Here is a 24133-nt window from a genome sequence, read left to right on the forward strand (position 1 = left end):
AACCGGGGGGACGTCGCCGGCGGACAATCGAAAGGCGTGCGACGAAATACACACCGAAAGCGAGCAATCGGGAAACAGCTAGGGAAAAAGAGGGTCTGCACAGGGTTCAGTCTCTCTTCCTCTACCTTAAACAAAAAGGGCGTAGAAGGGCTTGCTAACATAGGCAGCGGCAAGACCGTGGTCGCGGCGATGGCGGCGCTGCTCGCCGTCGCCGACGGGCGGCAGGCAGCACTGATGGCGCCGACCGAACTGCTGGCCGAGCAGCACCTCAACAACCTGCGCGCCTGGCTGGAGCCGCTGGGCCTGCGCGTGTGCTGGCTGGCCGGCAAGGTCACCGGCAAAGCGCGGACGCAGGCGCTGCAGGACGTTGCCTCGGGCGCGGCGCAGGTCGTGGTCGGCACCCATGCGCTGATGCAGGAAGGCGTGGACTTCCACGACCTTGCACTGGCCATCGTCGACGAGCAGCACCGTTTCGGCGTGCACCAGCGGCTGGCCCTGCGCGACAAGGGCAAGGGCAGCGTGCCGCACCAGCTGGTGATGACCGCGACGCCCATCCCGCGCACGCTGGCGATGAGCGCCTACGCCGACCTCGATGTGTCGGCCATCGATGAGCTGCCGCCCGGCCGGACCCCGGTGACCACCATCGCGCTGGCCGCGGAACGTCGCCCGGAACTGGTCGAGCGCATCCGCGTGGCCTGTGCGGAGGGTCGGCAGGCCTATTGGGTGTGCACGATCATCGACGAGTCCGAGGAAGTGGTGGCGCAGGCCGCGCAATCCACCTTCGAGGCGCTGCAGGCGGCGCTGCCCGGCGTGCGCGTGGCGCTGGTGCACGGGCGCATGAAGGCGGCGGAGAAGCAGGCCACCATGCGCGCGTTCAAGCAGGGCGAAGTGGGCCTGCTGGTGGCGACCACCGTGATTGAAGTGGGCGTGGACGTGCCCAACGCCTCGCTGATGGTGATCGAGAATGCCGAACGGCTGGGCCTGGCCCAGCTGCACCAGCTGCGCGGACGGGTCGGGCGCGGCAGTGCCGCGTCGAGCTGCGTGCTGCTGTACCAGTCGCCGCTGTCGGCGATGGCGCGCGAGCGGCTGGATACGCTGCGCCAGACCAATGACGGCTTCGCCATCGCAGAGAAGGACCTGCAGCTACGCGGTCCCGGCGAGCTGCTGGGCACCCGCCAGACCGGGCTCGCCGCGTTCCGCATGGCCGACCTCACGCGCGATGCAGACCTGCTTCCGAAGGTGCATGCACTCGCGGACCGTCTGCTGGCGGAAGCGCCGCAGCTGGCGGACCGCATCGTCGATCGCTGGATCGGTGGCGCCGCGCGCTTTGCCGCGGCCTAGCGGCAGCGGCGGCTGTCAGACCTCGCAGGCGGGGTCGGCGCCGCAATAGATGCCGTGCAGGGTCTCGATCACGCGCAGTGCCGGGCCATCCGCCAGCGCGTACAGGATCGTCTGCCCTTCACGCCGCGTGTTCACCAGCCCGTCGTTGCGCAGTACTGCCAGGTGCTGCGACAGCGCCGACTGGCTGAGGTCCACCTTGGCATTGAGTTCGCCCACCGAGCGCTCGCCACCAAACAGCAGGCACAGCAGCATCAACCGCTTGTCGTTGGCCAGCGCGCGCAGCAGTCGCGCGGCATCGCCGGCATGGGCGCGCATGGCTTCCGGGTCCATGCTGGCAGCCGCGGACGGAGGTGTGGGGGGGAGGTTGGACATGTAGCGGGGAAATGGGGGCTGTGGCTTGAATTTATATCAGTTGACACTAATATAAGCAACAGCTAATTTAGCTCTGCCGATTCGGCAGACCGGGGGTGGAAGATGGCCAGGATTGTGGTGATGGGCGCCGGGCTTGGTGGCATGAGCGCGGCCTACGAACTTCGCGAAACGCTGGGCAAGGGGCACGAGATCGTGCTGGTGGGCAACGGCGACAGCTTCGGCTTCACGCCGTCCAACCCCTGGCTGGCGGTGGGCTGGCGCAAGCGCGACGAGATCAGCCTGGACGTGGCCGAACACGTCGGTCGCCACGGCATCCACTTCGACGGCAGTGGCGTGGCGCAGATCGATGCCGCCGGCGATGCCGTGATCACCGGCAAGGGCGAGCGCATCGGCTACGACTATCTGCTGGTCTGCACCGGCCCGAAGCTGGCCTTCGAGGAAGTGCCCGGCACCGGCCCGGACGCCGGCTTCACCCAGTCGGTCTGCACCACCCCCCACGCCGCGCATGCGTGGGAGGCTTACCAGGCATTCCTGCAGAACCCCGGCCCGGTCGTGATCGGCGCGGTGCAGGGCGCCAGCTGCTTCGGCCCGGCCTACGAGTTCGCGATGATCGTCGATGCCGACCTGCGCAAGCGCAAGCTGCGCGACAAGGTGCCGATGACCTTCGTGAGCAGCGAGCCGTACATCGGCCACATGGGCCTGGGCGGCGTGGGCGATTCCAAGGGCCTGATGGAATCGGAGATGCGCCAGCGCCACATCAAGTGGGTGGTGAACAGCAAGGTGGCCGAGGTGCGCGACGGCGAGATGACCGTGGTGCCGCATGACGAAAAAGGCCAGCCGCTGGAGCCGCAGGTGCTGCCGTTCGCGTTCTCCATGCTGCTGCCGGCGTTCAAGGGCGTCGAGGCGGTGGCCGCGGTGGAGGGCCTGTGCAATCCGCGCGGCTTCGTAATCGTGGACAAGCACCAGCGCAGCCCGAAGTTCCCGAAAATCTTCTCGGCCGGCGTGTGCGTGGCGATCCCGCCGGTGGAAGCGACCCCGATTCCCACCGGCGCGCCCAAGACCGGCTTCATGATCGAGTCGATGGTCACCACCATCGTGCGCAACATCCAGGCCGAACTGAAGGGCGAGACGGCGGACTTCGAAGGCACCTGGAACGCGGTCTGCCTGGCCGACATGGGCGATACCGGCGCGGCCTTCGTGGCGCTGCCGCAGATCCCGCCGCGCAATGTCACCTGGACCAAGATCGGCAAGTGGGTGCACCTGGCCAAGATCGGCTTCGAGAAGTACTTCCTCTACAAGATGCGCCACGGCACCAGCGAACCGATCTACGAGAAATACATCCTCGGCCTGCTCGGCATCGAGCGGCTGAAGGACGTCAAGCGTTCCAACTGAATCCAGACCCCCAAGGAGAAATGACATGACCCTCGATCGAGCCGTACAGGTATTCGCCGGCGTGATGGTGCTGATCAGCGTGCTGCTGACCCAGTTCGTCCACCCCAACTTCTTCTGGCTGACCGTGTTCATCGGCGCCAACCTGTTCCAGTCCGCGTTCACCGGCTTCTGTCCCGCCGCGATGGTGATGAAGAAGCTCGGTATCGGCCGCGGCGACGGCGCGTCCTGCAGCCGTTGCTGACGCCGTTGCCTCGGAGGAGAAGATGATGCGCAAGCTGCGGCCCCTGTTGTTGCTCACTCTTCTGGCCCTGGCGGCCTGCGGCGGCAATGCTCCCGTCGCCACGCCGGCCCTGCCCAAGGACCTGCCCACGTTCACCGTGGCCGAAGGTAGCGCCTTGCCCGGCCAGGGCTGGGATGGCGTGGTCGAGGCGGTGCGCCGCGCCGATCTCGCCGCGCAGACGACGGGCCGGGTGTCGGCCATTGCGGTGGACGTGAATGATCGCGTCCGTGCCGGCGAGGTGCTGCTGCGCATCACCGCGGTGGAACAGGACGCCGCCGCCAACGCCGCGCGCGCTCAGCTGCGCGCCGCGGAGGCATCCGCGGCCGAAGCGGAGCAGAACTACCGGCGCTTTGCCGCGTTGGCCGAGGCGCAGTACGTGTCGAAGGCGCAGATCGACCAGGCGCGGGCGGCGCGCGACTCCGCGGTGGCGGCACGCAACGCCGCCGCGGCGATGCTGGCGCAGGCCGCGCAGCAGTCGCAGTACACGGTGGTGCGTGCACCGTTCGATGGCGTGGTGGCGAGGCGTGACGTCGAGCCCGGCGAGACCGTCGCCCCCGGCATGCCGCTGCTGGCGGTGTACGCGCCGGACGTGTTGCGCGTGGAAGTCGCCATCCCCCAGACCCGCGCCGAGGCGATCCGCAGGGATCCGCGCGCGCAGGTGCTGCTGGGCGATGGCCGCAGGTTCGCGCCTTCGGAGGTGGTCGTGTTCCCGGCGGCCGATCCGGCCAGCCACAGCGTCAACGTGCGCGTTAACCTGCCGGCGCTGGAGCCGCAGCCGGCACCGGGCACCACCGCCAAGGTGGTGTTCAGCGCCGATGCGCAGGGCAAGGCCGGCACGCCGGCGGCAGGCGTGCGTATTCCCGCCGCCAGCATCGCCCAGCGCGGCGAACTGGCGGGCGTGTACGTGGTGCAGGACGGCCGCCTGCTGCTGCGCCAGCTGCGGCTGGGCGCGCGCAGCGGCGATACGGTGGAGGTGATCGCCGGGTTGAAGGCGGGCGAGGTGGTGGCCAGCGATCCGGTGGCTGCGACCCAAGCGATTGCTGCGCAGCGCAAGGCGGCGGAGGCGAACCGTGACTGACGGGCAGCGCCTGGGCATTTCCGGTCGGCTGGCAGCGGCGTTCCAACGCAATCCGCTGACCCCCATCCTGGCGATCATGGGCCTGCTGCTGGGCTTGCTGGCGGTGGCGATCACGCCGCGCGAGGAAGAGCCGCAGATCGACGTGACGATGGCCAACGTCATCGTCCCGTTCGATGGCGCCGGCGCGCGCGACGTCGAGCAATGGGTGGCCACGCCGCTGGAACAGAAGCTTTCGGAGATCGAGGGCGTCAAGCACGTGTATTCGATCAGCCGTCCCGGCATGGCGGTGCTGACGGTCGAATTCGAAGTCGGCGTGCAGCGCCAGCCGGCGCTGGTGCGCCTGTACAACCAGGTGTTCTCGAACGCCGATTTCCTGCCGCAGCGCGCCGGCGTCGGCCAGCCCATCGTCAAGCCCAAGGGCATCGACGACGTGCCGGTTATGGCGCTGACCCTGTGGAGCGATGATCCGCATATGGACGCCACCGCGCTGGGCGAAGTGGCGCATACGCTGGAAGCCGACCTCAAGCGCATCCCCGGCACCCGTGATGTCTATACGATCGGTGCGCCCGACCGCAGCGTGCTGGTAACGCTGGACGCGGCCAGGCTGGCCGCCTACGGGATGGGTGCGAACGATCTGGCGCAGGCGCTGCAAGCCGCCAACGTGGTGCACCAGGCTGGCGAGCGCGTGGACGCCGCCCAAGGCGCGGTGCCGGTGACGGCGGGGAGCTACCTGGCCAGCGCCGAGGACGTGGCCGGGCTGGTGGTCGGCAGCCAAGGCGGCAAGCCGCTGCTGCTGTCCGACGTTGCCACCATCGAGGCGCGCGGCGATCTCGCTCGCCAATACGTCTGGCACGGCGCACCCGCGGGGCGCGCCGGGCCGAAGGCCGGCAGCGCGCCGGCGGTCACCATTGCCATCGCCAAGAAGCCGGGCAGCAATGCCAGCGACATCACCACGGCGATTGCCCAGCGCATCGAACAGCTCAAGGGTGAGCTGATCCCGCAGGGCGTGCAGGCCAGCGTGACCCGCGACTACGGCGCCAGCGCCAGCGACAAGGCGCAGAAGCTGATCCAGAAACTGGTGTTCGCCACCGGCAGCGTGGTGCTGCTGGTGCTGTTCGCGCTCGGTTGGCGCGAAGCCATCGTGGTCGGCGCGGCGGTGGTGCTGACCCTGGCGGTCACGCTGTTCGCCTCGAAGGTGATGGGCTTCACCCTCAACCGTGTTTCGCTGTTCGCGCTGATCTTCTCGATCGGCATCCTGGTCGACGACGCCATCGTGGTGGTGGAGAACATCCACCGGCACATGGCGCGCGGCGGCAAGACCCTGTTCGAGGCGATCCCGCCGGCGGTGGACGAAGTGGGCGGGCCGACCATCCTGGCCACCTTCACCGTGATCGCCGCGCTGATGCCGATGGCGTTCGTGTCCGGGCTGATGGGGCCGTACATGCGGCCGATCCCGATCAACGCCTCGGTGGGCATGCTGCTGTCGCTGGCCATCGCGCTGGTCGTGACGCCGTGGCTGTCGCTGAAGCTGCTGTCCCGTCACGGGCATGCGGCCGAAGGCGACCGTGCGCACGAGGGTGCTTCCGACAAGAGCGGGCAGGCCAGCTGGTTGCATCGGCTGTTCGAGCGGGTGATGTCGCCATTCCTGCGCGGCGACGCCGCGGCGCGCAAGCGCGGCCTGCTGTTCGCCGGCATGGTGGGGCTGGTGCTGCTGTCCGCGTCACTTGCGGTGTTCAAGCTGGTGGTGCTGAAGATGCTGCCGCTGGACAACAAGTCCGAGGTGCAGGTGGTGGTGGACATGCCGGAGGGCAGCACGCTGGAGCAGACCAACGCGCTGCTGGCCGAGCTGGCGGCGAAGCTGGACACCGTGCCGGAGGTGCTGGACTACCAGGCCTACGCCGGCACCGCGGCGCCGATCAATTTCAACGGCTTGGTGCGGCAGTACTTCCTGCGCAGCGGCAGCAATGTCGGCGACCTGCAGGTCAACCTGGTGGACAAGCACGCACGCGACCGCCAGAGCCACGAGATCGCGCTGACGATGCGGCCGATGCTGGCCAAGGTCGGGGCGAAATACGGCGCCTCGGTGAAGGTGGTGGAAGTGCCGCCGGGCCCGCCGGTGCTCTCGCCGCTGGTGGCCGAGGTGTACGGGCCGGACTATGCCGGCCAGCGCAAGGTCGCGCTGGCGCTGGCGAAGGAGCGCTTCGCGGCCACCGACGGCATCGTCGACGTCGACACCAGCGTGGAGGCGGCCTCCCCGCGCGAGCGGATCGTGGTGGACCGCGAGCGCGCTGCGCGCCTCGGCGTGCCGCAGTCGGCCATCGCCGACGCCATCGCCATGGGCGTGTCCGGGCTGGACGCCACCTATGTGCACGACGGCGCCTCGAAGTATCCGCGCCCGGTGCGGCTGCGCCTGTCGGCGCAGGACCAGGCGTCGCTGGCCTCGCTGTTGGCGCTGAAGGTGCGCGGCGGCCAAGGCCAGCTGGTGCCGCTGTCCGAGCTGGTGCGCGTGGAGAAAGCGACGTGGGACGGCGCCATCCACCACAAGGACGGCCTGCCGGTGGTCTACGTGACCGCGGACGAGGCCGGCGAACTGGACAGTCCGTTGTACGGCATGTTCGGCATCGTCGGTCAGCTGGGCGACCACAAGGTCGCGGGGCAGCAGCTTGCGCAGACCTTCATCACCCAGCCGGCGGACACCAGCGGCTACGCGGTGAAGTGGGACGGAGAGTGGCAGATCACCTTTGAAACCTTCCGCGACATGGGCATCGCCTACGCCGCCGGCATGGTGCTGATCTACCTGCTGGTGGTGGCGCAGTTCCGCAGCTACCTGGTGCCGCTGGTGATCATGGCGCCGATCCCGCTGACCGTGATCGGGGTGATGCCCGGCCACGCCCTGCTGGGCAAGCAGTTCACCGCTACCAGCATGATCGGCATGATCGCGCTGGCTGGCATCATCGTCCGCAATTCCATCCTGCTGGTGGACTTCATCAACCAGGAAACCGAGCGTGGCGTGCCGCTGGTGGACGCGGTGATCGATGCCTGCGCGGTGCGCGCCAAGCCCATCGTGCTGACCGGCGTGGCGGCGATGCTGGGCGCGTTCTTCATCCTGGACGATCCGATCTTCAACGGCCTGGCGATTTCGCTGATCTTCGGCATCCTGGTCAGCACCGTCCTCACGCTGGTGGTGATCCCGTTGCTGTACTACGTGCTGAAGCGCAGGACGGCCGACGCCGGCCATGCCTGAGCAAATGAATGGAGCAACACGATGAGTGAAGACGACGGCATCCGGCTGCTGCTGGAACAGGAAGGACCCTACGCGTTCCGGATCAGTTTCGAGGGCGCCGGGCTGGACGCACTGCACACCGATGAAAGCGCGCCACTGGGCGCGGGCGCGGGTCCGAACCCCTCACACCTGCTGCTGGCGGGAGTGGCCAACTGCCTATCGGCCAGCCTGCTGTTCGCGCTGCGCAAGTTCAAGAACACGCCCGGCCCGATCCGCACCGAAATCGTGGCGCACAAGGCGCGCAACGAGGCCGGCCGCTGGCGCATCCCGCGCGCCGAGGTGGCAATCCGGCTGTCCGATGCCGCCGCCGGGCTGGAACGCTTCGACCGCGTGCTGGCGCAGTTCGAGGAGTTCTGCATCGTCACCCAGAGCGTGCGCGAAGGCATGCAGGTGAACGTGCGCATCATCGATGCCGATGGCGCCGAGTATGTGCCCGGGGGCGCGGGGGAGGCCGCATGAGCGCGCCGTCCACCATCGTCGCCTGTCCGTCCTGCAACGGCCTGAACCGCGTGCCCGATGCGCGGCTGGCGGAAGCGCCGAAATGCGGGAAGTGCGGCGCGGCGCTGTTCGCGGCGCATCCGCTGGCGCTGGACGTTGCCGGCTTCCATGCCCACGTCGAGCGCGCCGAGCTGCCGGTACTGGTCGACTTCTGGGCGCCGTGGTGCGGCCCGTGCCGGATGATGGCGCCGCAGTTCGAGGCCGCCGCCATGCAATTGGAACCGGCGCTGCGGCTGGCCAAGGTGGATACCGAGGCGCAGCCCGCGCTGGGCAGCCGCTTCGGCATCCGCAGCATTCCCACCCTGGTGCTGTTCCGCCAGGGCCGCGAGCTGGCGCGCCAGGCCGGTGCGATGGGCGCGGCTGATATCGTGCGCTGGACGCGCCAGTACCTTTGATTGCAGGAGTGTTTCCGTGAGCCAGTCCTATCCCGAGCTGATCGACGACCTCAATGCCGCCATCGGCAAGCTGCGCGAGGGTGCCCCGGATCCGATGCGGGGCTTCTCCGCATTGGCCCGCGAAGCGCTCAAGCCCGGCGCGCTGGACGTGAAGACCAAGGAGCTGATCGCGATCGGGATTGCCATCGCCACGCGTTGCGACGGCTGCATCGGCTTCCACGCCAAGGCCGCGATCAAGGCCGGCGCGACCCGCGAAGAAATCCTCGAAACCCTGTCGATGGCGATCTACATGGGCGCCGGCCCGTCGATGATCTACGCGGCGGAAGCGCTGCGCGCCTTCGACGAACTTGCCCCTTCGCAGGAGGCGCAGGCATGAGCATGCTGCGGCGAATCGTGTGGCCTGCACTGCTGCTGGCGGTTGCGCTGGCGACCGGCTGCGCGCATGCGCCGCCAGCGGCGACCTCGGTGGCGCTGCTGCAGCCGCTGCCGGGGCTGTACACCGCGGGCCAGCCGGCAGCCAGCGACTGGGCGGCAATCAAGGCGCGCGGCGTGCGTACCGTGGTCAACCTGCGCGCACCGGGCGAGCTCAAGGACCGCGACGAGGCTGCCGAAGTCCGCGCGGCCGGCCTGCGCTATGTCGAAATCCCGGTCAGCGGCGCCGAAGGCATCAATCCGGCCAATGCGCGCGCCCTGCATGCGGCGCTCGCGCCGGCCCACGGTGGCGGCGGGGTGCTGGTGCATTGCGCCAGCGGCAACCGCGCCGGTGCGCTGCTGGCGCTGGAACAGCGCGATTTCGACGGTGTAGCTGCGGAACGCGCGCTGGAGATCGGCAAGTCTGGCGGCGTCACCGGGCTGGAAGGCAAGCTCCGGCAGGCGCTGGGGATCGCGGAGTAATGGGCGCACGCATCACCGTCGTCGGCGCTGGCTTCGCCGGCCTGACCGCCCTGCGGACGCTGCGCAGGCACGCACCCGATGCTTCGCTGACGCTGGTTGCGCCGCGTGCCGAGCTGCATTACCTGCCGGGCACGATCTGGATCCCGTCGGGCCTGCGCAGCCGTGCCGACCTGGTGGTTCCACTGGACGACTTCCTGCGCCGTGAACGCATCAGCTTCCATCGTGCGCGCGCCACCGGGCTGTCGGCGGACGCGCGCGTGCTGCACACCGAAGCCGGCGACGTCGCCAACGACGGCCTCGTCATCGCCAGCGGCGCGCGCTTCCTGCGCAAGCTGCCCGGCATCGAACACGCCATCATTCCCTGCGAGGGCGTGGACGCAGGCGAGGCGATCCGCGACCGGCTGATCGCCCTCGACGGCGGCACCCTCTGCTTCGGCTTCGGCAGCAACCCGAACGAACCCGTCGCCATGCGCGGCGGCCCGATGTTCGAGTTCACGTTCGGCATCGAGACCCTGCTGCGCAAGCAGCGCCGGCGCGACCGTTTCCGGCTGGTGTTCTTCAGCCCGTCGGAAAAGCCGGGCCAGCGGCTGGGCGACAAGGCCGTCGGCTTGATCCTGGGCGAGATGCGCAAGCGCGGCATCGACACCGTGCTGGGCGAGAAGCCGCAGCGCTTCGAGGTCGACGCGGTGCAGCTGGAGCGCACCCGCATCGACAGCGCCATGACCCTGTTCATGCCGGGGCTGACCGGGCAGGCGTGGCTGGACGACACCGCCCTGCCACGATCCCCCGGCGGTTTCGTGCAGGGCGACGCGCAGTGCCGCGTACCGGGTTTCGCCTGCACTTTCGTGGCTGGCGACGGCGGCAGTTTCCCGGGGCCGGACTGGCTGCCCAAGCAGGCGCACCAGGCCGACCTGCAGGCGGAGGTGGCCGCTCGCAACCTGCTGCGTGCCCTGCGCGGCGAGCCGGCGGAGGAAGCCTTCACCGCCGAACTGGTATGCATCGTCGATACGCTGGATCGCGGTCTGCTGGTGACCCGCAAGGCCGGCGGCGGCCGCGCGCTGCCGCCGCTGCGCATGATGCACTGGGCCAAGTCCGCGTTCGAGAAGCGCTACCTGCGGCGCTATCGCTGACCGATCGCCGCTTGCGGTCATAATGCGGTGATGAGCCATGACCGCATTCCCCTGCTGATTGATACCGACCCCGGCGTGGACGACGCGCTGGCCCTGCTGATGGCCTTCGACGACGTGCAGTCCGAAAGCGGGCGCCATCAGGTGGTCGGCCTGACCATCGCCGCCGGCAACGTCGGCCTGGCCCATACCGTCGCCAACGCGCTGAAGCTGTGCGAGGTCTGCGGCGTGGACGTGCCCGTGTTTGCCGGCACCGATGCGCCGCTGGTGTTCCCGGCCCGCGACGCCGCCTATGTGCATGGCCGGGACGGCTTCGGTGATACCGGCTACGCGCCGGCCGCCCGTGCTGCCGAAGCCGAGCACGCCGCGCTGGCCATCCTGCGGCTCTCGCATGCACACGCCGGCAAGCTGCTGCTGGTGGCGCTGGGTCCGCTGACCAACTTGGCGCTGGCGTTGAAGCTGGATCCCAGCCTGCCGTCCCGGGTGGCGCGCTGCGTGGTGATGGGCGCCGCGGTGACCGCGCACGGCAACATCACGCCGGCCGCCGAATTCAACATCGCGTTCGATCCGGAAGCGGCGCATATCGTGTTTTCGGCCTTCCCGAGGGTCGAGCTGGCCGACTGGGAAGCGGTGCTGGCGCACGGCTTCCGCCACGACGACGCCGAGCGCTGGTTGGCGGCGGACTCGCCGCGGGCGCGCTTCTATGCCGGCATTTCCGCCCACACCCGCGCCTGGGCCAGGGCCGGGCGCGGCGAGCGCTGGCATGCCGCCGATGCGCTGGCGATGGCACTGGCGCTGCAGCCGGAGGGCGCGCAGGAATTGCTGGAGCGCCCGCTGGCGGTGGAGACCGCCGGCCAGCATGCGCGCGGTGCCACCATCGTGGACTGGAACCGGCAGACCGGCGCGGCCGACAACGTGGCCATCCTCATGCGCTACGACCAGGGGCGGTTCGAGGCGATGATCGAGCGCGCGCTGGCCGCTTCCTGAGCCACGCCGGGGTGCCGGATCCGGGCCGGTTGCACGGGGAGGGCGGGCGTCGCTATAATGCGCGGCTCTTTCTCCCGTTCCACTTCCCAGAGTTTCCATCATGAAAGCCGGCATCCATCCCGAATACCGCGACGTCGTCTTCCAGGACGTGACCTCGGACTTCAAGATCCTGACCCGCTCGACCCTCTCCAGCAAGGAGACGGTGAAGTGGGAAGACGGCAACGAGTATCCGCTGATCAAGGTGGAAGTCTCGTCGTCCTCGCACCCCTTCTACACCGGCCAGAACAAGGTGATCGACACCAGCGGCCGCGTCGACCGGTTCCGCAAGCGCTACCAGAAGTAAGCGCCCGCGCGAGTGCGTGCATCAGCGGCCGCCCCCAGGGCGGCCGTTTCGTTTTTGTTGATCCCGGTCAGGCGGCTGCGACTTTCGTCCGGGGTGCCGGCCTGGCCGCATATGCGATAATTCCGCTTTCCCATGCGCTGGCGCATGGCCCCGAGCGGCCGCGTGCCGGGCACCCCCAACGGAGTTGCGTCGTGTCCGAACTTGACCAGATCACCCTGACCGCAGGCGACAAATCGGTCGCCATGCCCGTGCTGAAGCCGACCCTGGGCCAGCCTTGCGTGGACATCGCGAAGCTGCCCAAGGAAACCGGCTGCTTCACATACGATCCGGGCTTCGGCGCCACCGCCAGCTGCAAGTCGGCCATCACCTACATCGACGGCGACGCCGGCGTGCTGCTGTACCGCGGCTACCCGATCGAGCAGCTGGCCGAGCACTCCACCTTCACCGAGGTGGCGTACCTGCTGATGCATGGCGAGCTGCCGAACGCGCAGCAGCTGGATGCCTTCGAGCACGAGGTCACCCACCACACGATGATGCACGAGGCGTTCCGTACGTTCCTGTACGGCTTCCGCCACGATGCGCATCCGATGGCGATGCTGACCGGCATGCTGGGCTCGCTGGCCAGCTTCTACCACAACGACCTCGACCTCGAGGACCCGGAGCAGCGTCGCCTGGCCGCGATCCGCCTGATCGCCAAGGTGCCGACCATCGCCGCGGCCTGCTACCGCTATTCGATCGGCTGGCCGATCCGCTACCCGCGCAACAACCTCGACTTCACCACCCGCTTCCTGCACATGATGAAGGAAGTGCCGAGCGAGCCGCTGGAGCTGAACCCGGTGGCCGCCAAGGCGATGGACCTGCTGTTCATCCTGCACGCCGACCACGAGCAGAACGCGTCGACTTCGACCGTCCGCCTGGTGGGTTCCACCGGTGCCAACCCGTACGTCAGCGTCGCCGCCGGCGTGGCCGCGCTGTGGGGTCCGGCGCACGGCGGCGCCAACGAGGCCGTGCTGAAGATGCTGGCCGAGATCGGCAAGCCGGAGAACGTGAAGTCCGCGGTCGACAAGGCCAAGGACAAGGAATCCGGCTTCCGCCTGATGGGCTTCGGCCACCGCGTCTACAAGAACTACGACCCGCGCGCGGCGCTGGTGCGCAAGATGACCCACGACGTGCTGGGTGCGCTCAACGTCAACGACCCGTTGCTGGAAGTGGCGGTGCGGCTGGAAGAGGCGGCGCTGAAGGACGACTACTTCGTGCAGCGCAAGCTCTACCCGAACGTCGACTTCTACAGCGGCATCATCTACAAGGCGCTGGGCATCCCGGTGGAGATGTTCACGGTGATGTTCGCTATCGCCCGCACCGCCGGCTGGGTCAGCCACTGGCTGGAGCAGCAGGAGGATCCGGAGAACCGCATCGGCCGTCCGCGCCAGATCTATACCGGTTCGGTCCAGCGCGACTACGTGGACATGGGCAAGCGCTGAGCCAGCGCCGCATGTCACGACGGAAGACGCCCCGCGAGGGGCGTTTTCTTTTGCACGGGGTTGCCGGGATCGGGCGGGCGGAAGCCGTGGTTACCGACCGGGGGGTCGGCCCTCGTGCCCGCGGATTTCCTCCTCGGCCAGCAGCGTGCGCAGCTGCGCCGCCGAGGCGCGCCGCATCGGCCGCTCGTCGACGCCAGACAGCGGCGCCTGCCGCAGGCCGTCCAGTGGCAACACGGTGGCCTCGAACGCCAGCTCCTCCGCGTTGAACAGCCAGCCCGGTGCGTCCAGCTCGCGTTCCCGGTCGAGCCGCAGGCGCCGGCTGCGCGGCTGCGCGGGGATGCCGTGCTCGACGAGCCAGCGCGGCACCGCGTCGGGGTCGTCGCTGTGCAGGTGCAGGTCGACCGGGGAACGTGCGTCGGCAGTACCTTCCAGTACCGGCCCGACCAGGCGCGGCTGGAAGCCGGCGAAGAACTCCAGTGCGCGCAGCGCGGCCTCGCGGCGACGGTGCACTTCCGCCGGCTGCCGGTCGCCCAGAAACAGGCGCTGGTACTGGCGCAGCGCCTCCTCGATCTCGTGGTTGCGCGGCAGCGAGGCATCGTCAAGGATCCCCAGCCGCTGCGCGGCCTTGCGCTTGGCCATCTGGAAATCGCGGATCCCGCCTTCGGCCATCAACCGGGCTGCTTCATGGGCCAGGCGCTGGCGGCGCTCGCGGGTGCGGCTCTGCGCGTGCAGGTGCGCATGGACGTGCTGGCGGCTGTCCGGCATCGCGGATCCTCACGGCGACCTGACCCGACTCTACCGGAGCCGGCGGTGCCCCGCGCGTGACGAAGGTTGGCCGCCTCAGAAGATGTCGAAGGACTCTTCGGCGGGCTGCTCCTCGAGCTCCGGCTCGGCCAGCGATTCCTCTTCCATCCGCTGCAGGTCTTCGGCCTTGACCCATTCCACGATGCCGCCGTCGCCGCCGGGCAGCAGCCGGCCACCGGGGCTGACGCTGACCTTGACCATGCCGGCGGGCGGATCGGGCAGCCGCTCGGGCTGGTCCTTCAGGGCCGCCTGCATGTAGTTGATCCAGATCGGCAGCGCGGCCTTGCCACCGTATTCGCGGTAGCCCAGCGAGCGGAAGTCGTCGCGACCCACCCAGACGGTGGTGACGAAGGGGCCGCCGAAGCCGGAGAACCAGGCATCGCGATGGTCGTTGGTGGACCCGGTCTTGCCGCCCACGTCCTCGCGGTTCAGCACCCGCGCGGCGGTGGCGGTGCCGCGCTTGACCACGTCGCGCATCATCGATTGCAGCTGCCAGGCCACGCGCGGATCGATCGCGCGCGGGGCAACCAGGATGTCAGGATCGACCGGCTGCGGCGCGGCGGAAGGCTGCGTCGCTGGCTTGCTGGTGGTTGCCGCAGGAGCGGCGGCGCCGGCCGGGCCCAGGTCGAAGCCGTCCACCCGTGCGCTGGCTGGTGCGGCAACGGCCTGGCCGGGCGCGGTCGCGACCGCGCACGACGGGCAGGCGACCGGCGCGGCCTCCTTGAAGATCTCCTTGCCGTCGCGGTCACGCACGCTGTCGATCACCCAGGGAGTGACCAGGAAGCCGCCGTTGGCGAACGCGCCGTAGCCGCGCGCCACCGACAGTGGCGTCAGCGAGGCGGTGCCCAGCGACATCGACAGGTTGGGCGGCAGGCTGGCTTCATCGAAGCCGAAGTGGCTGATGTAGCGGCGCGCGTACTCCACGCCGATCGTGTCCAGCAGCCGCACCGACACCAGGTTGCGCGACTGCACCAACGCCTCGCGGACCCGCATCGGGCCGGCGAAGTTGCCGCTGTCGTTCTGCGGCCGCCATTCCTTGCCGCGGCGGTCCTTGAACACCACTGGCGCGTCCAGCACGATCGAGGCCGGGTTGAAACCGCGCTCGAACGCCGCTGCGTAGAGGAACGGCTTGAAGCTGGAGCCGGGCTGGCGGCGTGCCTGGGTGGCGCGGTTGAACTTGTTGCCGGCGAAGCTGTAACCGCCCACCAAGGCGCGCAGGGCGCCGTTGTCGGCGTCCAGCGACACCAGCGCCACCTGTGCCCGCGGGATCTGGTCGATTTCCCAGCGCGGCGGCGCCTCGGGCTTGTCGGCGGGGGCGGGCAGCCGGCGCACGCGCACCACGTCGCCGCGCTTGGCCAGCGCCGCGGCCGGCTTGCCGGTCCAGGAGATGGCGCTGCCGGCGAGTGTCAGTTCGCTGCCGTCGCGCAGTACCACGGACAGGTGGCCACCGGCGGTGTCGACCACCACCGCGGGCAATAGCTCGTTCTGGGCCGGGATCGCACGCAGCAGGCGGCCGATTGCGGCCGCGTCCGCGCCGTCCGGGATCTGCACGGTCTGTTCCGGCTTGCGCCAGCCATGGCGATGGTCGTAAACGCGCAGTCCATCCACCACCGCGCGGTCGGCGGCGGCCTGCAGCACCGGGTCGATGGTGGTGGTGACGTGGTAACCCTTGTTCAGCACGTCGCCGCCGAAACGCTCCACCATCTGCTGGCGCACCATCTCGGCGACATAGGGCGCGTACACCTCGATCTCGCGCTCATGCGGCTTGGCGTGCATGGGCGCCCGGCGCGCGGCGTCGGCGTCGGCGCGACTGACGAAGCCCAGCTCGGCCATGCGCGGGAGAATGTAATTGTCGCGGCGGATGCGGGCGCGCTCGGGGTTGCTGATCGGGTTGCCGCTGGACGGGAACTTGGGGATGCCGGCCAGGGTGGCGGCCTCGTCCAGGCTGAGCTGGTCCAGGGTCTTGCCGTAGTAGAACTCGGCGGCCGCCGCCACGCCGTAGGCGCGGTTGCCGAAGAAGCTCTTGTTGAGGTACAGCTCGAAGATCTCGTCCTTGTCCAGCTCCCGCTCCATCTTCATCGCCAGCAGCATCTCGGCGAACTTGCGGCGGAAGCTGTATTCGGAGCTCAGGAAGAACTGCTTGGCCACCTGCTGGGTGATGGTGGAACCGCCGGCCACCCGCTCCTGGCCGCCGGTCTTGGCCAGCAGCCAGAGCGCGCGCAGCACGCCCTTCACGTCGATGCCGTGGTGGTCGTAGAAATTGGCGTCCTCGGCGGCCAGGAAGGCCTGCTTGACCCGCGGCGGGACCTTCCCGATCTCCACCGGGTAGCGCCGCATTTCACCGAACAGCCCGATCAGGCGGCCGTCGCGGGCATAGACGTACATCGGCTCCTGCAGCTCGATCGAGCGCAGGCTCTGCACGTCCGGCAGCCGTGCGCTGACCGCGTAGACCATGATGCCGAGCGCCACGCCGCCGGCCAGGCAGGCGGCGGCCGCGCCGAGCAGGATCCAGCGCAACAGGCGGGGGATGCGGGGCATGGGCGCAGATTCCGATTGCAGCAAACGGGGCTGCGGAGTATAGAGTAGGCGCCGGCAACGACCGGCCCACGGGGGTGGCCGGTTTCCCTTCGCGCATGCGTAAATGGAGACCGGACAGGGCGAAATGGGGCGTGCGCGGCCGGTGCGTCGGTGGAAACCGGTTGCCTTGTCGTGAAAAGTCCGTTATTCATGTAGCACAGCACCTGTTGCGCGTAAGCGCCTGTGGCAAGGGGAGATACCGTGGGTCTGGGGACGAAAGCGCAACCGCCGTTGATCGGCGTGGACATCAGTTCGACCGCGGTCAAGCTGTTGCAGCTTGCGCGCACCGGCGACCGTTACCGCGTGGAGCACTACGCGGTGGAGCCGCTGCCGCCGAATGCCGTGGTCGAGAAGAATCTGGTCGAGGTCGAGGCCGTGGGCGAGGCGATCCGCCGCGCCGTGGCGCGCTCGGGCACCCGGGTCAAGAACGCCGCCGCTGCGGTGTCCGGCTCCTCGGTGATCACCAAAGTGATCCCGATGCCCGCTGCGCTCAGCGAGGACGAGCTGGAATCGCAGATCGAGCTCGAAGCGGTCAACTACATCCCGTACCCGGTCGAGGAAGTGAATCTCGATTTCGAGGTGCTGGGGCCGATGCCCGGCAATGCCGAGATGGTGCAGGTGCTGTTGGCGGCCTCGCGCTCCGAGAACGTCGAGATCCGCGCCTCGGCGCTGGAACTGGGCGGTTTGGCCGCCAAGGTCATCGACGTCGAGGCCTTCTGCATCGAGAACGCCTTCGCGCTGATGGCACCTACGCTGAACGTGCCGCGTGATGGGCTGGTGGCGCTGGTCGACGTCGGTGCCACCATGACCACGCTCAACGTCCTGCGCGGTGGCCGCAGCATCTACACCCGCGAGAACGTGTTCGGCGGCAAGCAGCTGACCGATGAGGTCATGCGCCGCTACAGCCTGAGCTACGAGGAAGCTGGCCTGGCCAAGCGCCAGGGCGGGCTGCCGGAAAGCTACGAGATCGAGGTGCTCGATCCGTTCAAGGAAGCCATGGTCCAGCAGGTCAGCCGCCTGCTGCAGTTCTTCTACGCCGGCAGCGAGTTCAACCGCGTCGACCAGGTGGTGCTGGCGGGTGGCTGCGCCTCCATCCCCGGCATCGCCGCGATGGTGGAAGAGCAGCTCGGCATCCCGAGCGTGATGGCCAACCCCCTGGCGCAGATGACGCTGGGCCCGCGCGTGCAGGCGCATGCCCTGGCGCAGGACGCACCGGCGTTGATGATCGCCTGCGGCCTGGCACTGAGGAGTTTCGACTGATGGCACGGATCAACCTCCTCCCGTGGCGCGAGGAGCGCCGCAAGGCCCGGCAGAAGGAGTTCGCCGGCATGCTCGGGCTGGCGGTCCTCGCCGGCATCCTGCTGTCGTTCCTGATCGTCAGCTTCTATAGCGGCCGCATCTCCAGCCAGACCGCCCGCAACGAATACCTGCGCGGGGAGATCAGCAAGGTCGATGGCCAGATCAAGGAGATCGAGGCGCTCGACAAGAAGCAGGCGAAGCTGCTGGCACGCAAGGAAGTGATCGAGCAACTGCAGGCCAACCGGGCGCAGATGGTGCACCTGTTCGATTCGCTGGTCCGCACCATCCCCGACGGGGTGGCGCTGACCGCGATCAAGCAGGAAGGTGACATCCTCACCCTGAGCGGTCGTTCGCAGTCGAATGCGCGGGTTTCCACGTACATGCGCAACCTCGAGAGCTCGGGCTGGATGACCAACCCCGACCTCAACGTGATCGAGGCCAAGGAAGGCAATGCCGGCCTGCCCTACGAGTTCAACCTCAAGGTCAAGCTCGCCAACCCGAACGCGGCCAAGGACAGCGAGACCGCGCCGGTCGTGCCGGCGGCGTCTGCGCCTGCTGCTGGAGGAGCCGCGTCGTGAACAACAAGAAGAAGGTCAATCTTCGCGAACTGGAACTCAACAACATCGGCAACTGGCCGCGCGAAGCGCAGCTCGGTTTCTGCGGCCTGATCGTGCTACTGCTGGTGGTGTTGGCGTGGTTCCTGGTGGTCAGTGGCAAGCGTGACGAGCTCAAGGGCCTCGAGGCCCAGGAAACCGAGCTGCGTACCGAGTTCGAAACCAAGCAGGGGCGCGCCGCCAACCTGGAGCCGCTCAAGCAGCAGCTGGCGCAGATGGAGCAGCAGTTGCAGCAGATGCTGCGGCAGCTGCCCAGCAAGACCGAAATGCCCGACCTGATCGTGGACATCTCGCAGACCGCACTGGCCACCGGCATCCAGAATGACCTGTTCCAGCCTGGTCCGGAGGCGAAGCAGGAGTTCTACGCCGAGAAGCCGATCATGCTGCGGATGGTGGGCAGCTACCACCAGTTCGGCGCCTTTGTCAGCGGCGTGGCGTCGCTGCCGCGCGTGGTCATCATGACCATGCACGACATCTCGCTGCAGCCCAAGAAGACCAAGGACAACCCGAACGCCCGCATCAGTGCCAACAGCGCCCTGGAGCTGGCCGGTACGGTCAAGACCTACCGCTACCTGGACGAGGACGAAGCGGCGCAATCCGAGCCGGCCGCTGACGCCGCCAAGAAGGAGGGCAAGTGACCATGCGCCTGACATCGCTTCGTCGCGTCTCCCGCCTTGCATTGGTGTTGTTGCTGTGCGGACTGCTGGCCGCATGTGGCAGTGGCCGCGGCGACCTGGAGAAATGGGTGGCCGAGGTGAAGGCCAAGCCGGCCCCGGCGTTGCCGCCGCTGCCGGTCATGCAGCAGTTCGAGACCTTTGAATACACCGCGCAGAACATGCGCGATCCGTTCGACCAGGCCTTCAGCGGAGACGGTGCCGGTAGCGGCCCGCGGCCGGATCCGGGCCGGCGCAAGCAGACGCTGGAAATGTTCGCCCTCGACAGCCTGAAGATGGTGGGCTCGCTGGGAGGCGGCAAGAACCTGGTGGCGCTGGTGATGGCCCCGGACAAGGTGACCTACCGGGTAAGCCCGGGGGCCTACCTGGGGCAAAGCGACGGCCGGGTGACCGGCGTCTACGAAGACCGGATCGAACTGGTCGAACTGGTTCCGGATGGCGCAGGCGGCTGGCTGGAACGTCCCGCCAAGCTGGCGCTCGAAGACAATTGATTTGGGGAATAGACCGATGACCGTCACCAACGCCAAGCAAACGCAGATCGTCCGGCGTCCCTTGCCCCTCCGGGCACTTGCGGCCGGCCTCGCGGCAGGCCTTTACGCAGCCGGCGCGGCCGCTTCGCCCGCCAGCCCCGTGCTGGTGGGGATGGGCCAGTCCGCGACCGGCGCCATGGCGGATCCCGCCAAGCGCACCGCGGAAGCAGTCACTGTCTCCGCGATCGATTTCAAGCGCGGCGACGGGGGAGCAGGCAAGCTGATCCTGCGCTTCTCCGGCGACGGCGCTGCGCCCGACCTGCGCAACATGGGCTCCAGCGTGGTCGTCGATATCGGCAATGCGCAGCTGCCGGCGGCACTGCAGCGCCCGATCAACGTGACCGATTTCGCCACCCCGGTGCAGCGGATCGATGCGCGTGCGACCAGCAATGGCGCCCAGCTGGTGCTGGGGACCACGGGCACGTTCGAGTCCATGGCCTACCAGCGCGGAAATGAATACATCGTGGAAATCCTGCCGCGTGCGGCCGCACCTGCGGTGGCGAAGGCGGAGAGCCGGATGCCCGCCGTCGGAGCCACCGCCAGCGGCGCTGCCGGCAGCGCCAGTGCAGTGCGCTATGGCGGCAAGCCGGTCACGTTCAACTTCCAGGACGTGCCGGTGCGCACCGTCCTGCAGTTGATCGCCGACGAGTCCAACCTCAACATCGTCGCCGCAGACACCGTGCAGGGCAACGTCACCCTGCGCCTGGTCAACGTGCCCTGGGACCAGGCGCTGGACCTGGTGCTGCAGGCCAAGTCGCTGGACAAGCGCCGCAGCGGCAACGTGGTGTGGGTGGCCCCGCAGAAGGAAATCGCAGATTTCGAGCAGGCCAAGGAAGACGCCCGCATCAACCTGGAGGAACGCGCCGAGAAGGTGACCGAGTACATCCCGGTCAACTACGCCAATGCCGAGGACATCGCCCGCCTGCTGACCGAAGAAAGCAAGGGCAACCAGCAGGGTGGTGGTTCGCAGGGTGGCCAAAGCGCCCAGGACCGTGGCTTCCTGTCCGGCCGTGGCAGCATCAGCTTCGACAAGCGCACCAATACCCTGCTGGTGATCGACATCCCGCAGCGGGTGGCCAACATCAAGGACCTGGTCCAGCAGCTCGACAAGCCGGTCGACCAGGTGGTGATCGAGGCCCGCATCGTGATCGCCAACGAGAACGTGGCGCGCGAGCTTGGGGCCAAGTTCGGCATCAGCGGGAACAAAGACAATGTGTCGTATGGCGGCGATCTGAGCGACACATTGACTAATCGCCAATCCGTGACCAGCACGGACAATGCCAACAACAAGCTCTACACGGACGCATTGAGGAGCTATCTGACCGGCGGTAGCGGTCGATCGCCCGCCGATCCCGATGCCCCGCAGGCGCCCGGCTCCGGTCGATGGAGTACCAATACGCCGACTTACGGCGTCAACACCATCACTCGCAGCCTGATGAGCAACCTGCCGGCCGCCATGACCGGGATGAACGCCGGTTCGCTGGCGCTGTCGATCCTCAATGCGGGCTATCTGCTCGACATCGAGCTGTCGGCGATCCAGACCCAGGGTCGTGGCGAAGTGATTTCCAACCCGCGCATCGTCACCAGCAACCAGAAGGAAGCGGTGATCCGGCAGGGCAAGGAGATCGGCTACCTCACCGTGACCGGCGCCGGCGGCCAGCTCACCCCGACCGTCGCGTTCAAGGAAGCGCTTCTGGAGCTGAAGGTCACGCCGACCATCACCAACGACGGCCGCGTGTTCCTCAACCTGGCGGTGAAGAAGGACGAGCTGGACGGCTTCGTGGACATGGGCACCTTCGGCGAGGTGCCGCAGATCGCCAAGCGCGAAGTCAATACCGCGGTGCTGGTCGAGGACGGCCAGACGGTGGTGATCGGCGGCGTCTACGAGTTCAGCGATACCTCCGAGATTTCAAAGGTGCCGTTCCTGGGTGACATTCCGCTGCTCGGCAACCTGTTCCGCAACAAGAACCGGAGCAAGAGCAAGGCCGAGCTGCTGGTGTTCGTGACGCCGAAGGTCATGCGCGTCGCCCAGCACTGACGGGCGCCGACGGTAGTCATTGGAACGGGAGCCGAAAGGCTCCCGTTCCGTTTCCGGTGCCGGCAGTTTCGAGTGGCGCCCGTACGCCGGTTCGCCAGCACGCGCCGCGCATGCGAACCTTTGCCGTTGCGACAGGTCGAAGCTGCCTGCGATCGAGGGAAAGACATGGACAACGCCACACCCGAAGGCTCACGCCTGCACGCCGTCTTCCGCGGCCTGCGAGACGCGCTTGCGGAGGAAATCGTCGGCCAATCCGCGCTGATCGAACGCCTGCTCATCGCCCTGCTGGCGGATGGCCACCTGCTGGTGGAGGGCGCGCCGGGGCTGGCCAAGACCACCGCGATCCGCGCGCTGGCATCGCGGCTGGAGGCGGACTTCGCGCGCGTGCAGTTCACTCCCGACCTGTTGCCGGCCGACCTGACCGGCACCGAGGTGTGGCGGCCGCAGGATGGACGTTTCGAATTCCAGCCCGGGCCGATCTTCCATTCCATCCTGCTGGCCGACGAGATCAACCGCGCGCCGGCCAAGGTGCAGTCGGCGCTGCTGGAGGCGATGGGCGAGCGGCAGGTGACGGTGGGCCGGGCGACCTATCCGCTGCCATCGCTGTTCCTGGTGATGGCCACGCAGAACCCGATCGAGCAGGAGGGCACGTTCCCGTTGCCGGAAGCGCAGCTGGACCGGTTCCTGATGCATGTGCGGATCGGCTATCCGCAGGCCGATGCCGAAACCGAGATCCTGCGGCTGGCGCGGGACCGCGCCCGCGATGCGCTGCGTCCTGCCACCGCGCCGGCATCGCGCATCGCGCAGGCCGACGTGTTTGCCGCCCGTCGCGCCGTGCTCGACCTGCACATGGCGCCGCCGCTGGAGCGCTATCTGGTCGAGCTGGTATTGGCATCGCGCGACCCCGCCCGCTACGACGCCGCGCTGGGCAGGCGCATTGCTTGGGGCGCAAGTCCGCGCGGGTCGATCGCGCTGGAGCGCTGCGCGCGGGCCCGGGCGTGGCTGGACGGACGCGACTACGTCACCCCCGATGACGTGCGTGCGGTCGCACCCGACGTGCTGCGCCACCGCGTGCTGCCCAGCTTCGAGGCCACCGCCGAGGGCTGGGATGGCGAGCGGCTGGTGGGCGAGCTGCTGCGGCTGGTGCCGCTGCCGTAAGCGGGCCCGGAATCGGCACCTGCATGGCCCAGACACCGCTATCCGGAGAACAACCGACCATCGGGTCATCGGTGGGCGACGGCGTGGTGCCCAGCCTCGCCGAGCTGGTGGCGCTGCGCGCGCTGGCGCAGGGCCGGCGGCCTCCCCGGCGCGGCCAGCACGGCATACAGGGGCACGCGCTGTCCAACCTGCGCGGGCGTGGGATGGAATACGCGGAGTCGCGTGAATACGCGGCCGGCGACGACGCCCGCCACATCGACTGGCGGCTGACCGCGCGCAGCGGCAAGGCCCATACCAAGCTGTTCCAGGCCGAACGCGAGCGGCTCACGCTGGTGGTGGCGGATACCGCGCCGGCGTTGTACTTCGGCACGCGGGTGCGCTTCAAGTCGGTGCAGGCGGCACGCGTCGGTGCGCTTGCCGCATGGCTGGCCGCGCGCGATGGCGACCGCATCGCCGCGTTGCGCGGCGCATCGCAGGAAGCGCCGGTGGCGCCGGCTTCCGGCCAGCGCGGCGCACTGCGCGTGCTGGATGCGCTGGTGCGCTGGTATGCGCGGCCGCCGGAGGACGATGCCGGGCTGGCGAAAGCGCTCGAGCACGCGCGTCGCCTGCTGCGGCCGGGTTCGCGGGTGATCATGCTGGCCGACCCGGCCAGCGTGCTGGCGGTGCCTACTCCGCTGTGGGCGGGCGTCGGCCAGCATCACGACGCCGTGGTGCTGTTGCTCACCGACCCGCTGGAACGGCGTCCGCCGGTGGCGCGCCTGCCGTTTTCGCTGGGCGGCGAACGCCTGGAGCTGGCGTTGGATGCGGCCGCGGTCCGGCAGCGCTGGCAACAGGCCTTCGACGCGCCGATGCAGGCCGCGCAGGCGCTGCTGCAACGCCAGCGCATCCGCGCCCAGCCGCTGTCCAGCGATGATCCCGCCGATGCGTGGCTGGCGCTGCTGGATGGCCCGGCGAGGAGGACGGGGTGA

Annotated in this window: 22 protein-coding genes and 1 pseudogene; 20 read left to right on the top strand and 3 right to left on the bottom strand. The window is 68.6% G+C overall.

Annotated elements, in window-relative coordinates; all coding sequences use genetic code 11:
• Window positions 1-57 precede the first annotated feature (57 nt).
• Window positions 58-1341 (top strand): annotated as a pseudogene (locus ICG51_RS09430) (ATP-dependent DNA helicase RecG); the annotation flags it as partial.
• A gap of 15 nt (window positions 1342-1356) precedes the next feature.
• On the opposite strand, the gene ICG51_RS09435 reads toward ICG51_RS09430, so the two are convergent.
• Window positions 1357-1671, bottom strand: a complete 315-nt coding sequence (locus tag ICG51_RS09435) for a metalloregulator ArsR/SmtB family transcription factor (protein ID WP_223809423.1) — start codon at window positions 1669-1671, stop codon at window positions 1357-1359.
• Window positions 1672-1815: 144 nt separating this feature from the next.
• Here ICG51_RS09435 and ICG51_RS09440 point away from each other — a divergent pair, with 144 nt between their 5' ends.
• From ICG51_RS09440 to ICG51_RS09495, 12 genes are all read left to right on the top strand, one after another.
• The gene (locus ICG51_RS09440) at window positions 1816-3105 is read left to right on the top strand and encodes an FAD/NAD(P)-binding oxidoreductase (protein WP_190280121.1); all 1290 of its coding nucleotides are present in this window, start codon (window positions 1816-1818) and stop codon (window positions 3103-3105) included.
• Window positions 3106-3130: 25 nt separating this feature from the next.
• A complete protein-coding gene (locus tag ICG51_RS09445) occupies window positions 3131-3346 on the top strand; it encodes a DUF2892 domain-containing protein (protein ID WP_190280122.1) in 216 nt (71 codons plus the stop codon).
• A gap of 22 nt (window positions 3347-3368) precedes the next feature.
• A complete protein-coding gene (locus ICG51_RS09450; RefSeq protein WP_190280123.1) occupies window positions 3369-4463 on the top strand; it encodes an efflux RND transporter periplasmic adaptor subunit in 1095 nt (364 codons plus the stop codon).
• Complete coding sequence (locus ICG51_RS09455) at window positions 4456-7707, top strand: efflux RND transporter permease subunit (protein WP_190280124.1); 3252 nt, start codon at window positions 4456-4458, stop codon at window positions 7705-7707. The genes ICG51_RS09450 and ICG51_RS09455 overlap by 8 nt, the downstream gene beginning before the upstream one ends.
• A 21-nt stretch (window positions 7708-7728) precedes the next feature.
• The gene (locus tag ICG51_RS09460; protein WP_190280125.1) at window positions 7729-8205 is read left to right on the top strand and encodes an OsmC family protein; all 477 of its coding nucleotides are present in this window, start codon (window positions 7729-7731) and stop codon (window positions 8203-8205) included.
• On the top strand, window positions 8202-8639 hold the full coding sequence (gene trxC / locus ICG51_RS09465; RefSeq protein WP_190280126.1) for a thioredoxin TrxC: 438 nt from the start codon (window positions 8202-8204) through the stop codon (window positions 8637-8639). Before ICG51_RS09460 ends, trxC begins: the two co-directional genes overlap by 4 nt.
• Window positions 8640-8655: 16 nt before the next feature.
• Window positions 8656-9015 carry a carboxymuconolactone decarboxylase family protein gene (locus ICG51_RS09470; protein ID WP_190280127.1) on the top strand — a complete coding sequence of 120 codons (360 nt, stop codon included), beginning with the start codon at window positions 8656-8658 and terminating at the stop codon, window positions 9013-9015.
• Window positions 9012-9533: a sulfur transferase domain-containing protein gene (locus tag ICG51_RS09475; RefSeq protein WP_190280128.1), complete on the top strand. Its 522-nt coding sequence runs from the start codon at window positions 9012-9014 to the stop codon at window positions 9531-9533. Before ICG51_RS09470 ends, ICG51_RS09475 begins: the two co-directional genes overlap by 4 nt.
• Window positions 9533-10663 (top strand): FAD-dependent oxidoreductase, encoded by a 1131-nt coding sequence (locus ICG51_RS09480; protein WP_190280129.1) that lies wholly within the window; start codon window positions 9533-9535, stop codon window positions 10661-10663. The genes ICG51_RS09475 and ICG51_RS09480 overlap by 1 nt, the downstream gene beginning before the upstream one ends.
• A gap of 30 nt (window positions 10664-10693) precedes the next feature.
• Window positions 10694-11647 carry a nucleoside hydrolase gene (locus ICG51_RS09485; RefSeq protein ID WP_190280130.1) on the top strand — a complete coding sequence of 318 codons (954 nt, stop codon included), beginning with the start codon at window positions 10694-10696 and terminating at the stop codon, window positions 11645-11647.
• Between the two features lie 100 nt (window positions 11648-11747).
• On the top strand, window positions 11748-11990 hold the full coding sequence (locus ICG51_RS09490; protein WP_190280131.1) for a type B 50S ribosomal protein L31: 243 nt from the start codon (window positions 11748-11750) through the stop codon (window positions 11988-11990).
• Between the two features lie 191 nt (window positions 11991-12181).
• Window positions 12182-13471 (top strand): citrate synthase, encoded by a 1290-nt coding sequence (locus ICG51_RS09495; RefSeq protein WP_190280132.1) that lies wholly within the window; start codon window positions 12182-12184, stop codon window positions 13469-13471.
• Window positions 13472-13561: 90 nt separating this feature from the next.
• On the opposite strand, the gene ICG51_RS09500 is transcribed toward ICG51_RS09495, so the two are convergent.
• Window positions 13562-14236: a hypothetical protein gene (locus ICG51_RS09500; RefSeq protein WP_190280133.1), complete on the bottom strand. Its 675-nt coding sequence runs from the start codon at window positions 14234-14236 to the stop codon at window positions 13562-13564.
• Window positions 14237-14311: 75 nt separating this feature from the next.
• Window positions 14312-16813 carry a penicillin-binding protein 1A gene (locus ICG51_RS09505; protein WP_190280134.1) on the bottom strand — a complete coding sequence of 834 codons (2502 nt, stop codon included), beginning with the start codon at window positions 16811-16813 and terminating at the stop codon, window positions 14312-14314.
• Between the two features lie 240 nt (window positions 16814-17053).
• On the opposite strand from ICG51_RS09505, the gene ICG51_RS09510 reads away from it, so the two are divergent.
• The 7 genes from ICG51_RS09510 (at window position 17054) to ICG51_RS09540 (ending at window position 24133) form a co-directional block, all read left to right on the top strand.
• Window positions 17054-18112, top strand: coding sequence for a pilus assembly protein PilM (locus ICG51_RS09510; RefSeq protein WP_190280135.1), 1059 nt, complete (start codon window positions 17054-17056; stop codon window positions 18110-18112).
• Entirely contained in the window at window positions 18112-18729 is a 618-nt protein-coding gene (locus ICG51_RS09515) for a PilN domain-containing protein (protein WP_190280136.1), read from the top strand. Before ICG51_RS09510 ends, ICG51_RS09515 begins: the two co-directional genes overlap by 1 nt.
• The gene (gene pilO / locus ICG51_RS09520) at window positions 18726-19403 is read left to right on the top strand and encodes a type 4a pilus biogenesis protein PilO (RefSeq protein ID WP_190280137.1); all 678 of its coding nucleotides are present in this window, start codon (window positions 18726-18728) and stop codon (window positions 19401-19403) included. Before ICG51_RS09515 ends, pilO begins: the two co-directional genes overlap by 4 nt.
• Window positions 19400-19930: a pilus assembly protein PilP gene (locus tag ICG51_RS09525; RefSeq protein ID WP_190280138.1), complete on the top strand. Its 531-nt coding sequence runs from the start codon at window positions 19400-19402 to the stop codon at window positions 19928-19930. The genes pilO and ICG51_RS09525 overlap by 4 nt, the downstream gene beginning before the upstream one ends.
• Before the next feature lie 151 nt (window positions 19931-20081).
• A complete protein-coding gene (locus ICG51_RS09530; RefSeq protein WP_223809424.1) occupies window positions 20082-22007 on the top strand; it encodes a type IV pilus secretin PilQ family protein in 1926 nt (641 codons plus the stop codon).
• A gap of 165 nt (window positions 22008-22172) precedes the next feature.
• Window positions 22173-23165 carry a MoxR family ATPase gene (locus tag ICG51_RS09535; protein WP_190280140.1) on the top strand — a complete coding sequence of 331 codons (993 nt, stop codon included), beginning with the start codon at window positions 22173-22175 and terminating at the stop codon, window positions 23163-23165.
• A gap of 23 nt (window positions 23166-23188) precedes the next feature.
• Complete coding sequence (locus ICG51_RS09540; RefSeq protein ID WP_190280141.1) at window positions 23189-24133, top strand: DUF58 domain-containing protein; 945 nt, start codon at window positions 23189-23191, stop codon at window positions 24131-24133.

The organism is Thermomonas sp. XSG, assembly GCF_014678725.1.
In the GTDB taxonomy this organism is placed as follows: Bacteria; Pseudomonadota; Gammaproteobacteria; order Xanthomonadales; family Xanthomonadaceae; genus Thermomonas.